Annotated in this window: 13 protein-coding genes; 8 read left to right on the forward strand and 5 right to left on the reverse strand. The window is 71.5% G+C overall.

The window, feature by feature from the left end:
- The first annotated feature begins 31 nt into the window (after positions 1-31).
- Together OG199_RS06185 and OG199_RS06190 are read left to right on the forward strand one after the other, a co-directional pair.
- On the forward strand, positions 32-1,057 hold the full coding sequence (locus tag OG199_RS06185; protein ID WP_405828434.1) for a JmjC domain-containing protein: 1,026 nt from the start codon (positions 32-34) through the stop codon (positions 1,055-1,057).
- A 77-nt stretch (positions 1,058-1,134) separates the two neighbouring features.
- On the forward strand, positions 1,135-2,016 hold the full coding sequence (locus OG199_RS06190) for a GNAT family N-acetyltransferase (protein WP_405828436.1): 882 nt from the start codon (positions 1,135-1,137) through the stop codon (positions 2,014-2,016).
- 222 nt (positions 2,017-2,238) lie between these two features.
- Here OG199_RS06190 and OG199_RS06195 read toward each other — a convergent pair whose 3' ends face one another.
- Positions 2,239-3,192: a ribose-phosphate pyrophosphokinase gene (locus tag OG199_RS06195; protein WP_356800210.1), complete on the reverse strand. Its 954-nt coding sequence runs from the start codon at positions 3,190-3,192 to the stop codon at positions 2,239-2,241.
- Positions 3,193-3,437: 245 nt separating this feature from the next.
- On the opposite strand from OG199_RS06195, the gene otr(A) reads away from it, so the two are divergent.
- The 4 genes from otr(A) (at position 3,438) to OG199_RS06215 (ending at position 8,388) form a co-directional block, all read left to right on the forward strand.
- The gene (gene otr(A), locus OG199_RS06200) at positions 3,438-5,294 is read left to right on the forward strand and encodes a tetracycline resistance ribosomal protection protein Otr(A) (protein WP_401807700.1); all 1,857 of its coding nucleotides are present in this window, start codon (positions 3,438-3,440) and stop codon (positions 5,292-5,294) included.
- Positions 5,295-5,636: 342 nt separating this feature from the next.
- A complete protein-coding gene (locus OG199_RS06205; RefSeq protein WP_356800212.1) occupies positions 5,637-6,287 on the forward strand; it encodes a DUF4230 domain-containing protein in 651 nt (216 codons plus the stop codon).
- 58 nt (positions 6,288-6,345) lie between these two features.
- Positions 6,346-7,017, forward strand: coding sequence for a VanZ family protein (locus tag OG199_RS06210; RefSeq protein ID WP_356800213.1), 672 nt, complete (start codon positions 6,346-6,348; stop codon positions 7,015-7,017).
- Between the two features lie 135 nt (positions 7,018-7,152).
- Positions 7,153-8,388, forward strand: coding sequence for a ricin-type beta-trefoil lectin domain protein (locus tag OG199_RS06215; protein ID WP_405828439.1), 1,236 nt, complete (start codon positions 7,153-7,155; stop codon positions 8,386-8,388).
- A gap of 202 nt (positions 8,389-8,590) precedes the next feature.
- On the opposite strand, the gene OG199_RS06220 is transcribed toward OG199_RS06215, so the two are convergent.
- The 4 genes from OG199_RS06220 to OG199_RS06235 all read right to left on the reverse strand — a co-directional run bounded on the left by OG199_RS06220 (position 8,591) and on the right by OG199_RS06235 (position 10,577).
- The gene (locus OG199_RS06220; RefSeq protein ID WP_401807703.1) at positions 8,591-8,968 is read right to left on the reverse strand and encodes a peptidase inhibitor family I36 protein; all 378 of its coding nucleotides are present in this window, start codon (positions 8,966-8,968) and stop codon (positions 8,591-8,593) included.
- Positions 8,965-9,669 (reverse strand): hypothetical protein, encoded by a 705-nt coding sequence (locus OG199_RS06225; protein WP_401807705.1) that lies wholly within the window; start codon positions 9,667-9,669, stop codon positions 8,965-8,967. The genes OG199_RS06220 and OG199_RS06225 overlap by 4 nt, the downstream gene beginning before the upstream one ends.
- A 3-nt stretch (positions 9,670-9,672) precedes the next feature.
- Positions 9,673-10,071: a hypothetical protein gene (locus OG199_RS06230; RefSeq protein ID WP_356800217.1), complete on the reverse strand. Its 399-nt coding sequence runs from the start codon at positions 10,069-10,071 to the stop codon at positions 9,673-9,675.
- 266 nt (positions 10,072-10,337) lie between these two features.
- Positions 10,338-10,577, reverse strand: a complete 240-nt coding sequence (locus tag OG199_RS06235) for a hypothetical protein (RefSeq protein ID WP_148011937.1) — start codon at positions 10,575-10,577, stop codon at positions 10,338-10,340.
- A 132-nt stretch (positions 10,578-10,709) separates the two neighbouring features.
- Between OG199_RS06235 and OG199_RS06240 the strand changes: the two genes are divergently transcribed.
- Both OG199_RS06240 and OG199_RS06245 read left to right on the forward strand, forming a co-directional pair.
- The gene (locus OG199_RS06240; RefSeq protein ID WP_405828442.1) at positions 10,710-11,747 is read left to right on the forward strand and encodes a PHP domain-containing protein; all 1,038 of its coding nucleotides are present in this window, start codon (positions 10,710-10,712) and stop codon (positions 11,745-11,747) included.
- Positions 11,748-12,115: 368 nt separating this feature from the next.
- Positions 12,116-13,075, forward strand: coding sequence for an SDR family NAD(P)-dependent oxidoreductase (locus tag OG199_RS06245; protein ID WP_356800219.1), 960 nt, complete (start codon positions 12,116-12,118; stop codon positions 13,073-13,075).
- Positions 13,076-13,125: the final 50 nt, after the last annotated feature.

Raw genomic sequence — 13,125 nt, forward strand, 5'->3', positions numbered from 1 at the left:
CGACGGGGACCTCAACACCGACGGAAGCACCATGAAATCGCCCACGCTGGCCGACTGGGTCGGCGACATCGAGACCTTCGCCCGCCGGCAGTGGCAACGCCAGCCCGCGGTCTTCACCTCGGACAGGCTCAGCTCGCCGTTCGACCTCAGCGACCTGGACACCGCCTTCGAGAGCGGGCTCCTGCGGACCCCTTACCTCGAGATGGTCCGCTCCGACAAGGTGGTTGTCCCGGCCGACGCCTACACCACCGCACGGGTGGTCCACGGCACCACGCATCACGGCTTCGCCGACCGCGCCAAGGTCCTCTCCCTCCTGCGGACCGGCGCGACACTGCTGCTGCGGCGCGTCGACCAATGGCATCCCGCCACCCGCAGCCTCGTGGCCCGGCTGTCGGAGGAGACCGGCCGGCGCGTCGAAGCATTCTTCTTCGTCACCCCCGTGGGCGGTCAGGGGCTCGCGGTGCACCGCGACGACGCCGACGTGTTCGTCCTCCAAGCAGCCGGAAGCAAGACCTGGTACGTGCACGACGCGCCGACGGCGGCGGACTGGTCGCTGGGCGAGCTCCCGGGCGACGAGCGCTCCCCACGGCTGCTGCAAAGTGTCCTGAACCCCGGCAGCGTGCTCTACATCCCCCGGGCGTTCGCGCATCGGGCGGTGGGAGCCGCGGGACTGTCCGCCCACCTCTCACTGACCATCCGCGACGTCTCCCTGCGGGATCTGAGGTCGACCCTGGAAGAGCGGTTGGCCGAAGGCCTCGACCTGCCGGCACGCCCTCTGGGCGACGCCGCGATCGCCGACGCCTGCGCCACGCTGCTCGATCACGTCCGGGCACAGCTCGACACCATCTCCTCGCAGGACCTCCGACGCGCGGCCCGCGTCCGGCAGTCGGGACGACCGGCCGAACCCGCGGCGACGGAGACCTCGCCGACGCAGGAGTCCTTCGCCGAGGCCGCACGCACCTGGGACGCCAGTGCCTCCGGGGACGCGCGACCCGGCCCGGCCTCCGTCAGTCGCACCTGGCGGAAACTGCGCGCTGCGGCGCGCCCCGCGCACTGACGTGCCAGGGCCCGGTGCGCCATCGTCCGGGTGCGTGCACGCCGAGCCCTGACGCCACCTCTCGCCACGGAGACGACATGTCCGCCCGCATCACCGCGCTGATCGACCCAGAAGTCAGCCCTTCCAGCCGCCGGCTGGCGTGGCTGGCATCGGGTACCGACGGAACTCCGGTCGGGTCGGCATTCCTTCGCCTGTTCACCCGGGCGGGACAACACCACCTCGCCGAGCTGCACCTGCACATCCACCCGCAGGAGCGGCAGGAGGACACCGGCTTCCGTCTCCTGGACGCGGCGACGGCCGCCGCACGCGAACACGACCGGCGGCGCATCATCAGCCACGTCCGGGCCGGCGCCCCCGGCGAGTGGTTCCTGACTGCCCGGGACTTCCACAAGGTCCTGACCCTGATCTCGGCCCGGCTGCCCCTGCGCGACGCGGACATCGCCGCATTGACCGTGATCATCGAAGAGCCGCCTCCCGGGTACCGGCTCGCGTCCTGGGAGGGGATGGTCCCGGACGCACTCGCCCAGACGTTCGTGGCGTCGCGTCACGCCATGAACGACACGCCCACCGGCGGTGTCGACTTCAGCGCGGTGCCCTGGGACCTGGAACGCGTCCGGGCCGCCGTGGCGGCTGTCGAGAATCAGGGCAGCCTGCTGCACACCGTCGTCGCCATCGCCGAGGCGGACGACTCCATCGCCGGATACACCGAACTGGCCATCCCCGGCGACGGCACCGGAGACGCCCAGCACTACGGGACCGCCGTCCTCCCCGAGCACCGCGGGCACGGCCTGAGCCGTTTGATGAAGGCCGCGTCCGTTCGGCACGCCCGGGAGCGGCACCCACTGCTCGACGGCCTGCTCACGGACACCGCCGACAACAACCCGCGCATCCGTCGGGTCAATGACACGCTCGGCTACCGACCCACGCACGTCACCTACGAGTACCAGCTCGACCTCTAGAGCTGTGACGCCCGGCAGTGTGCCAGGAGAACGCGGTTGAGACGGGCGCTTCCGCCCGGACACTCACCCGGTGAGCAGGAGCATGGAGTCGGATGGTTGCCTGCGGGCCTGGTCGACAACGGCGAGTTCACCCGGGGCCTGAACCGACTTGATGACTGAAGCTAGCTGACGAGCCTCCCCGGCTCATTCTGCACCGATCGGTAAGTCCCGCTCCCTGCTTGCCTATTCGCTCGGCGGCGCGTCGAACAGGGCGCTGACGGACTCACCGTTGTGAATGCGCCGCACGGCCTCCGCGAGGGCCGGGGCGATGGACAGGATGCTCAGTTTCTCGGTGTGCTCCTCGTGCGGCACGGGCACGGTGTTGGTGCACACGATCTCCAGCACGTCCTCCTGCTCGCTGAGCCGTTTGAGCGCACCCGCCGCGAACAACCCGTGGGTGCAGGCGACCCGGATCGAGCGCGGCCCCAACTCCCGCAACCGCTCGAGCAGTTCGAGAACGGTGCTGCCCTTGGCGATCTCGTCGTCGAGCACGATGACATCGCGGCCGGCGATCTCGCCGATGACGGAGCTGATGCTCACCCGGTCGTCCGCGAACCGCTGCTTGGCACCGGCCGCCACCTGGGCACCGATCAGCCGCGCGAAGGCCGCCGCCTCCTTCGCGTTGCCCAGGTCCGGCGACACCACCGTCGTACGGGAGAGGTCGTGCCTGCGGAAGTGCACGGCCAGCTCGCGCAGCGCGTGCAGATGGTCGACCGGCACCGAGAAGAATCCGTGGACCTGCGGGGAGTGCAGCGTCATCGCCAGCACCCGGCTCGCCCCGGCCGCCACCAGCAGGTCGGCCACCAGCCGACCGCCCATGGAGATCCGCGGCATGTCCTTTTTGTCCGAACGCGCGTACGAATAATGCGGCATGACCACGGTGATCCGCCCGGCGGACGCCCCCCTGGCCGCGTCGCACATCATCAGCAGCTCCACCAGGTGCTCCTGCACCGGGGTGACGAGCGGCTGCACGAGGAACACGTCGCGCTCACGGCAGTTGGCCTGGAGCTGCACCTCCAGGCAGTCGTTGGCGAACCGGCTGACCCGGGTCGGGCTGAGGGGCACGCCGAGATGCGCGCAGACCTCTGCCGCCAGCTCGGGATGGGCACTACCGCTGAACACGGCGATGTCACGCACGACCGCTCCTCGCAAGATCGAACCGGGTGCGCCGCCGGCTGGCATGATCGACCCGGGATGCGTGCTTCATCGTACTGGGCCCCGGCCGGGTGCCCCACCGGGGGAAAACCGGTTGCGCACGGTCACCGGCCGCACGCCATGATGACCCAGCCCGCACCCCCACCCTCGGGAGAACGACATGTGCCGATTCCTCGGAACGTCTCAGCGCCCCTGCCGGACGACCGCTCCCGAGGACTCGACCACACATGCACACCCTGAACATCGGCATTCTGGCCCACGTCGACGCCGGTAAGACCAGCCTCACCGAGCGGCTGCTGTTCGACGGCGGCGCCCTCGACCGGCTCGGCAGTGTCGACGCGGGCGACACCCGCACCGACGACGGCGAGATCGAGCGCCGGCGCGGAATCACCATCCGCTCGGCCGTCGCCGCCTTCACCGCCGGGGACGTCCAGATCAACCTGATCGACACCCCCGGGCACTCCGACTTCATCGCCGAGGTCGAGCGGGCCCTGGAGGTCCTGGACGGCGCCGTGCTGCTGCTCTCCGCCGTGGAGGGCGTCCAGGCGCAGACCCGGGTGCTCATGAGGACCCTGCGACGACTCCGGCTGCCCACGCTCGTGTTCGTCAACAAGATCGACCGGACGGGGGCACGGGAGGAGGCGCTCCTCGACGACGTCCGGCGCCGTCTCACCCCGTACGTCGTCCCGCTCACCGGGGTGCGCGACATCGGCGGACCCCACGCCCGTGTCGTGCCGCGTCCGCTGGACGAGGCGGCGATCGGCACGCTCGCGGAGGTGGACGAGGACGTGCTCGCCGGGCTCGTGGACGGTCCCGCGCCGACGCCGGACGCACTGGACGCCGCCCTCGCCGCGCGCACCGCCGACGGCTCCCTCCATCCGGTCCTCTTCGGATCCGCCCTGGGCGGCCAGGGTGTTCCCGAGCTCGTCGAGGCACTGGTCCGGACGGTGCCACGGCCGGAGGCCCCCGACTCCGGCCGGCCCCGCGGCACGGTCTTCGCCGTACGGCCCGGTCCCGGCGGTGAGCGCACCGCCTATCTGCGCCTGTACGCGGGCCGGGTGACGCCCCGTCAGCGGCTCACGTTCGTGCGGCGCGAGGCCAACGGCCGCACCTGCCCGGTACCCGGCCGCGCCCGTGAACTGGAAGTCGTCGGGAGGCCCGGGGCGGTCGCCCTCACCCCGGGCGACATCGCCGCGCTCCGGGGCGTGCACGGTGTCCGTGTCGGCGACCGGCTCGGCGACGCCACCGACCGCGCGCCGCGGTTCGCCGCACCGACGCTGGAGACGGAGGTCCGGGCGAAGCATCCGCATCAGGCGGCCCCGCTGCGCGCGGCACTGCTCGCCCTGGCCGACCAGGACCCGCTGCTGGGGGCCCGCCCCACCCCGTCCGGCGCCACCTCGCTGCTCCTCTACGGAGAGGTCCAGCTGGAAGTCCTGGCGGCCACACTCGCCCACGACTTCGGCATCGAGGCGGAGTTCGAACCGAGCCGGGTGCGGTTCCTGGAGCGGCCGGACGGCACCGGTGAGGCGTGCGAGGAGATCCAGCGCCACGGTCACCTCGGGTTCTGGGCGACCGTGGGCCTGCGCATCGGGCCGGGACCGCTCGGTTCGGGCGGAGTGTTCACGTACGAGACCGAACTCGGCGCCCTTCCCCGCGCCTTCCATCAGGCGATCGAGGACACCGTCCACGCGACCCTGCTCACCGGTCCGCACGACCGGCCGGTGACGGACTATCGGGTCACCCTGATCCGCTCCGGATTCGTCGCGCCGCTCAGCACGGCCGCCGACTTCCGGGGCCTCACCCCCATCGTGCTGCTGCGCGCGCTGGAGCGGGCGGGGACGCGGGTGTACGAGCCCTGTCACACCTTCGAAGTGGAGGTCCCGCTCGACGCGCTCGCCCCTGTGACCGCGCGACTCGCCGCGCTGGAAGCGGAGTTCGGGGAGACCACCGGCGGACGAACCTCCTGGCTGGTCACCGGCGAACTGCCGGCCCGGCGGGTGCGGGAGATCGAGCTGCGGCTGCCGGGCCTCACCCACGGGGAGGGAGTCTGGTGGTCGCGCCCGTCGGGCGACCGGCGCGTGTAGTACGGCGACCGGCGCGTGCGGTCCGGAGACCGCGCGTATGGTCCGGCGGCCGCCTCCTGCGGTCCGGCAGTCGCCGCGTGCGCCCCGGAGCACGCTACGTGCGGGCGGACCGACGGCGTACGCCAGGTGGGCACCGCGCTCCGTCGGCGCACCGCTCACCGCTCACCGCGAGGGCGTGGGCAGGGACGGGCACAGGGGCAGGTTGCTCGACCATCCTGCCCTGGCCCTATCCCCGCCCCGCCACGGAAACCCGTGCCCCCTGCACTGACATCGGCCCAACAACGGAAGGGTCTATCAACGGGATTGGCGGGCATCCGGGGAGCAGGAAGGAGGGCCGTCGACATGACGACGTCCATCAAGCGCATGCCCGTGTGGGCCAAGGTGATCACCGCCGTGGTACTGGTGCTCGTGGTGCTGTTCGCCGGGCTGCGGCTGGCCGTTCTCCCGGGGCTGCGCGATCTGTTCGGCACGGAGACGCACGACCGCTCCGGGCCCACGCTCCTGCAGTCGATCCAGGACATGAGCCGCTACGACGCCGCTTCGGGCAACTTCCAGGTGGTCGTGGACCTGGAGAAGGACGCGAAGTTCCTGCCCGACGCCATCCGCGGGTCCCGCACGCTGTACGTCGGCGCCGGTACGGTCGACGCGTATGTCGACCTCGGGAAGCTCGCGAAGAACGACGTGACGGTCAACTCCGACCGCACCTCGGCCACTCTGCGGCTGCCGCACGCGGTGCTCGGCAAGCCTGCCCTCGACCCCGACCGCTCGTACGCCGTCTCCAAGCAGCGCGGTCTGCTGGACCGGCTCGGCGACTTCTTCTCCGACAACCCGAACAGCGAGCGGTCCGTGCAGAAACTCGCGGCGAAACACATCGGTGACGCCGCCAAGGACAGCCGTCTGACGGCACGGGCCGAGCAGAACACCACCAGCATGCTCGACGGCCTGCTGCACTCCCTCGGCTTCACCGACGTGACCGTCACCTACGGCACCTGACACGGGAGTGGTGCACGGCATTGCGGGTAACAGCCTTCGACCAGAGAAATGTTGAAACGTGGAGGATCGAGTGATCCGTACGGCGTTGGGCACGCGTGCCGGGAAATCCGGCCGCCCGCAGGACAAGGGAAAGGCGTCCGCACAGGGCAAGCGCAAGACACCGTCCGGGGACAGGGCGAAGGTCTTCCGTCGCCGTCCGAAGAAACCGGCCCGGGTCGCGCGCACGGCACCGGCCAAGGAGCAGCGCAGGTCGCTCCCGCTGCTGGTCCGGCTGCTGATCATGCTGCTGGCGTTCGTGGCCATGGTGGGGTTCGCGGTCGCCCTGGCCCGGCTGACCCTGGAGCCGTCCCCGGCGTCGAAGGCGCTGATCCACACCAACCTGCACCCCGGCCGGTCCCTGCGCGCCTACCTCGACCAGCCGGCGTTGCGTGACGCCGTGAAGCAGATCGGCGGGAACATCCTGCTCGGTGTGCCGTTCGGCGTACTGCTGCCGGTCCTCGTGCCCCGCACCCGCGGGATTCTGCGCGTGGTGCTGCTCACCGCGGCGGTGATGCTGCTCGTGGAACTGGCCCAGGGTGCGTTCATCACCGGGCGGGCCTTCGACATCGACGACGTCATCCTCAACACCACCGGCGCGCTGGTGGGTTATCTGCTGCTGGGGCGGCGGATGGGCCGGGCCGTGCACCCACGCCGTCGCTTCCGCAACCGGCGCGACTCCCAGGAGGCCTGAACCGAACCCGAAGCGCTGGTCCGGACCAAAGTATTGACACCCCCTTACCTCACTCCTTAAATCAAGAGGCGAAGCACGCACCCCCCACCTCAGTCGGCGCCCCCTTCCCCGGGGCACCGTACGGAAGGGAGAGTCTTGAACTCCCCACGCCTGCTCCGCAGATGCCTCTTGGGAGTGCTGTCCGCAGCGCTCGTCACCGCGGCCGCCGTCGTACCCGCCCAGGCGGATCCCCCGACGGCGGTCGCGGCCGTCACCACCTTCTCCGACACGTTCGACGGTCCCTCCGGCGCCGGCGTCGACTCCTCGAAGTGGCAGGTCGAGACCGGCGACAACGTCAACAACCACGAGCGGCAGTACTACACGTCCGGCAACAACAACGCGAAGCTGGACGGCCAGGGCCACCTGGTGATCACCGCTCGTCGGGAAAACCCGGGTAACTACCAATGCTGGTACGGGCGTTGTGAGTACACCTCGGCCCGGATGAACACGTCCGGGAAGTTCACCGGCACCTACGGCCATGTCGAGGCGCGGATGAAGATCCCGCGCGGGCAGGGCATGTGGCCCGCCTTCTGGATGCTCGGCACACCGGTCAACTGGCCGGACTCGGGCGAGATCGACATCATGGAGAACGTCGGCTTCGAGCCCTCGACCGTGCACGGCACCATCCACGGGCCCGGGTACTCGGGATCCGGGGGCATCGGCGCCGGCTACACCCTGCCGGGCGGCCAGGCCTTCGCCGACGCCTTCCACACCTTCGCCATCGACTGGGCCCCCGACTCGATCACCTGGTCGGTGGACGGCAACGTCTACCAGCGGCGTACGCCCGCCGATCTGGGTGGCAGGACCTGGGTGTTCAACAAGCCGTTCTTCATGATCCTCAACCTGGCGGTCGGCGGCTACTGGCCGGGCGACCCGGACGGTTCCACCGTCTTCCCCCAGCAGTTGGTGGTGGACGAGGTGAAGGTGACGACGAGCGACGGTTCGGGGTCCACCGGACGGCCGATCACCGGTCTCGCCGGCAAGTGCGTGGACGTGGCCGGGGCGAGCGCGGCCAACGGCACACCCGTACAGCTCTACGACTGCAACGGCACCGCGGCCCAGCAGTGGACGGTCTCCTCCGACGGCACGATCCGCGCACTGGGCAAGTGCCTGGACGTCACCAGCGGCGGTACGGCGGACGGCTCGACCGTCCAGCTGTGGGACTGCACCGGCGGGCCCAACCAGAAGTGGGCCGTCAGCGCGGCCCACGACATCGTGAATCCGCAGGCCAACAAGTGCCTGGACGCGACGGGCAACAGCTCGGCCAACGGCACCCGGCTGCAGATCTGGACGTGCTCGGGCGCCGCCAACCAGAAGTGGTCCGTGAGCTGACAGTCCACCTCGGGGGACGGGGGGACGGGGGGTCCGGTGGGGGTTCGCGCCCCCGCCGGACCCCCCGTACATGTCCCCCCGACAGATGTCCCCCTGCATGACCCCCGGTTGTGTCTCCGACTTCAGCACCCGGGGCGTACACACCGCCGGGTGTCCGCCCACGGCCTCGTACCGCGGGCGGACAGCGCGGGTCGGCGGCCGGTCAGCAGCCCATGGACCAGGTGTGCGAGTCGCCGCGGTCGTTCGCCACGGCGTTGTAGCCGACCTCCTCGCCGGGACCGAGACAGATGGTCATGGCGCCGCCCTGCCAGGCGTTCTCGTAGACCTTCACGTGGTCCTTGACGCCCGGTCCCGACAGCCCGTGGTTGGCCCACGAGGAGTCGGTGTCGGCGATCCAGCTCTCCCACCAGCCGTCGTCCCCCGACCAGTTGGCACGCTGGCCGTCGAAGTTGGCGTTCTCCCAGACGCAGAAGTTCCCGCTGGGGCAGTCGGCCGCGCCGGCGGGAGCGGCCAGGGCCAGACCGCCGGTCAGGGCGAGCAGGGACGCTGCGGCGGAGAGCGCGAGGCGCTTGGTGATCACGAAGAGGTACTGCCTTTCTTCCGGGTTGTGGGAACGGTCCGCTCGGCGTACAGCGCCGCCGCGCGGTGCAGTGCGCGGGTGCGCAGCTGCCGGTAGGTGGTCAACGGCCCGCGCCGCTCGGCGCGGACCCGGGCCAGTAGGACCGGTTCCAGGCGCGTACGCAGCCGGGTCAGGCCGCTCTCACGGGCGCAGCGCTCGGAGACGGCGGGGTCGGGGCGGCCGGGGCGGGGTCCGTGTGCCGGGGTGGCGCAGTGGGTCCAGCGGGCCGTCGCCGCACGGAAACCGGTGTCGCGCTTCATGCGCTGCTGGGCCTCGGCCCGCAGGTTGTTCACCACGACCCGGGTACGGAACCAGAGCTCCTGGTCCCCGTACAGGTCGCGTTGGGCGGCGGCGAGACAGCCGTCCGTGTGGGCGGTGACGGTGTAGCCGGTGGCGAGGGTGACGGCCAGCTCGGGCCGGCCGCGGCCGAAGAGGGCGCCCTGCAGTCGGCGGTCGTCTCCGTCCGTGGTGTGGCGCGGAGTGATCCCCTGCCGGGCCAGGCAGCGGTCCACGAGTACCTGCTGCGCGGCGTCGATGAGGTCGTCCCGGTCGCGCTCGGTCCTGGGCAGCGGCGGCGCGGTCCGCTGCGCGGGCGTCGTGGCGCAGCCCGCCAGCATGAGCACCACCAGCGTGGCGGCGCAGAGCGCGCGAAGGAGTCGCACGGGTCAGCCGACCTCGCAGCCCATCGTGGTGTCGGCGACACCGTCCAGCCGGGCGCCCCAGGGCCAGTTGTCGGCCAGGTCGTGCGCCCGGATCAGCCGGGCGTAACAGGTGCCGCGGCCCCAGTCGATGGCGTACACGGCGGTGTCGGCGTTGGACCGGAAGGAGGCGGCCTTGTCGTGCAGGAACTCCGGGACGTCCGTATAGCCGGGTGGGGTGTAGCACCAGGACGAGCCGTGTTGTCCGGCCGCTGTCCAGAAGCACACGTCCCCGGCCCGCGAAGCTGCGGAGGCCGGGAGCGACACGGAGAGCGAGGGGGTCGCGGCGGCCGTACCCGCCGCCGCGGAGGCGAGGAGCGCGGTCGAGGCCAGGAGGGAGGCGGGCACGGCGAAGCCACGGAACATGAGGACTCCCGAGGAGACGGAGGGGGATGCCGGAGCGGCTGCTGCCCGCCCGGCAAGATCAACCGTGCCCTCGTGATCGCGGACCCATGCGCGGTTCCCGACAATTGATGATCTTTACCGAGGTGCGGGGTCATTCCTCCTGAAACAGCTCGCACCGGCGCAGAACCCTCAGGTCCGCGCGCTCCCCCAGGCCCTCGCCCGGCAGCACCACCGATGCCGGTCGCGGTGCCGATGCCGCTGCTGCCGCCCGTGCCGTGCTGCCGCCGCTAGTGGCGCGGCAGCCACGTGAACTTGTCGCCGCCCACCCAGCGCACCACGTCCGGGTCGTCGAGATCGTGGACGGTGATCCCGTAGGCGGCGGCCGTCACGAGTACGTCGGTGATGGCCCTCGCCTCGCAGACCACTTCGCCGTCGATCTCCATGATCCGGAACGGCGGCGTGCCCGGCTGTACCCCGAGCACCAGGATCCGTGGTTGGGAGATGTGGGGGCTCGCGATTTCGGTCATGAGTAGAGCGTAGATCGATTCCCGCACGTGGGCGGGGGCGCGCGTCCAGCCGGGTGAGCCGCCCCGCCGTGCGGGCGCGCGGCGGCTGGGCGAGTCTGGAAGGGCCCGCGGAGCTGGTGGAAGGTGGCGCCGATGGATCCCGTCGAGGCCCTGGACCGGATCGCGTTCCTGCTGGAGCGGTCCCGGGCCCCCACCTATCGGGTACGGGCCTTCCGCACCGCCGAGTCCCTGCTGGCCGGGCTCTCTCGTGCCGAGGTCGAGCGACGCGCGGCCGACAGGTCCCTGGAGTCGCTGAAGGGCATCGGGCCGAAGACGGCACAGGTCGTGCGGGAGGCGCTCGACGGCCGGGTGCCCGGCTATCTGGAAAAGCTGGAGGCGACGGCCGGGGAGCCGCTCGCCCAGGGTGGCGATGCGCTGCGGGCGCTGCTGCGCGGCGACTGTCACCTGCACTCCGACTGGTCGGACGGCGGCAGCCCGATCGAGGCGATGGGCCGGACCGCGGCCTCGCTCGGGCACGAGTGGGCGGTGCTCACGGACCACTCGCCGCGGCTCACCGTCGCGCGGGGCCTGTCCCCAGGGCGCCTGCGCGAACAGCTGACGGTGGTCGGGGAACTCAATCGGCGGTGGGCTCCGTTCCGGCTGCTCACGGGGATCGAGTGCGACATCCTCGACGACGGGTCGCTCGACCAGGAGCCCGAACTGCTGGACCAACTGGATGTCGTGGTCGTGTCGGTGCACTCCAAACTGCGCATGGACGCGCGGTCGATGACCCGGCGCATGATCGCCGCCGTGCGCAACCCGCTCGCGGACGTGCTGGGGCACTGCACGGGCCGGCTGCTCACCGAGCGCCGACGGCCCGAGTCGGAGTTCGACGCGGACGCCGTCTTCGCGGCCTGCGCCGAATCCGGTACGGCCGTGGAGATCAACAGCCGTCCGGAGCGGCTCGACCCGCCGCGCCGGCTGGTGCGCCGGGCGGTCGACGCGGGCGTGCTGTTCTCCGTGGACACCGACGCGCACGCCCCCGGTCAGCTCGACTGGCAGATCCACGGGTGCGCGCGGGCGGAGGAGTGCGGGGTGCCCGCCGAGCGTGTGATCACCACCTGGACCGCGGACGAGCTGTTGGCCTGGACCCGGGAAAGGACCCCTCCGTCGCACGCGGCAGGGCCCTGAGGACGGTGCTCCTGGGGCGCGGGACCCAGCGCTGGGCGCCCGCCGCGGCCGGCCCTCTCCCGCCCACGGCCGGGGTGACCCACATCACCGCTCCCGCCCTGGTCCCGGGGGAACACCCGCCGGTAGTTCCCCGTTAAACCAGCCGTGGGTATGGACGGGACAGTGTCCCCGGGCCTCGACCATCGCCCACAGGGATGATCGTTCGGCTGATGCCCTGTGGAGCCTTTCGCCGCGAGGCGACCGCCGTCCGTGCCCACCACAGACGGCCCCGACCGCGATTCCCCCGTCCGGTCGGGGCCTTTCCCCTGTCCCGCGGCCGACCGGCGCGCGGTTGACTTCGAGTGCTCTCCAATCCGTAACGTCGTCGCATGACCACTGCACAGCACAAGATCGGCTCGGGGTTCGGCGCCCGCAGCACCGCCGACGACGTCCTCCAGGGCATCGACCTCTCCGGGAAGCTCGCGATCGTCACCGGCGGGTACTCGGGGCTCGGCCTGGAGACGACGCGGGCGCTCACCGAGGCCGGCGCCCACGTCGTCGTCCCCGCACGGCGCCCCGACGTGGCCCGGGAAGCGGTGGCGGGCATCGACGGTGTCGAGGTGGACGAGCTCGACCTCGGCGACCTCGACAGCGTCCGCGCCTTCGCCGAGCGGTTCCTCGCCTCCGGCCGGACCGTCGACATCATGATCGACAACGCCGGGATCATGGCCTGCCCGGAGACCCGGGTCGGGCCCGGCTGGGAAGCCCAGTTCGCCACCAACCACCTCGGCCACTTCGCGCTCGTCAACCGGCTCTGGCCCGCGATCGAGCCCGGCGGCGCGCGGGTCGTCTCCGTGTCCTCGACCGGCCACCACAACTCGGGCATCCGCTGGGACGACGTCCACTGGCGCACCGGCTACGACAAGTGGGAGGCGTACGGGCAGGCGAAGACCGCCAACGTCCTGTTCGCCGTCCAACTCGACCGGCTCGGCCGGGACTCCGGCGTGCGCGCCTTCGCCCTCCACCCCGGCGGCATCCTCACGCCGCTCCAGCGTCACCTCGCCAAGGAGGAGATGATGGAGCGCGGGTGGATCGACGAGAACGGCGTGCCGCTGAACCCGGAGGCCTTCAAGTCGCCCGCCCAGGGCGCCGCGACCCAGGTGTGGGCCGCGACCTCGCCGCAACTGGCCGGTCTGGGCGGCGTGTACTGCGAGGACTGCGACATCGCCGAGGTCACTGCCGCGGACGGCGAGCGGACGGGCGTACGGGAGTACGCAATCGACCCCGACCAGGCCGCCCGGCTGTGGGAGCTGTCGGCGGAGCTGACCGGGGTGAACGCGTTCGCGTGACCCGACCTCGGGTCGGCCCCGGTTCGGGTCCGCCGCGGCGCGGGTCGGCC

The sequence above is a fragment of the Streptomyces sp. NBC_01176 genome (assembly GCF_045039825.1).
Classification (GTDB): domain Bacteria; phylum Actinomycetota; class Actinomycetes; order Streptomycetales; family Streptomycetaceae; genus Streptomyces.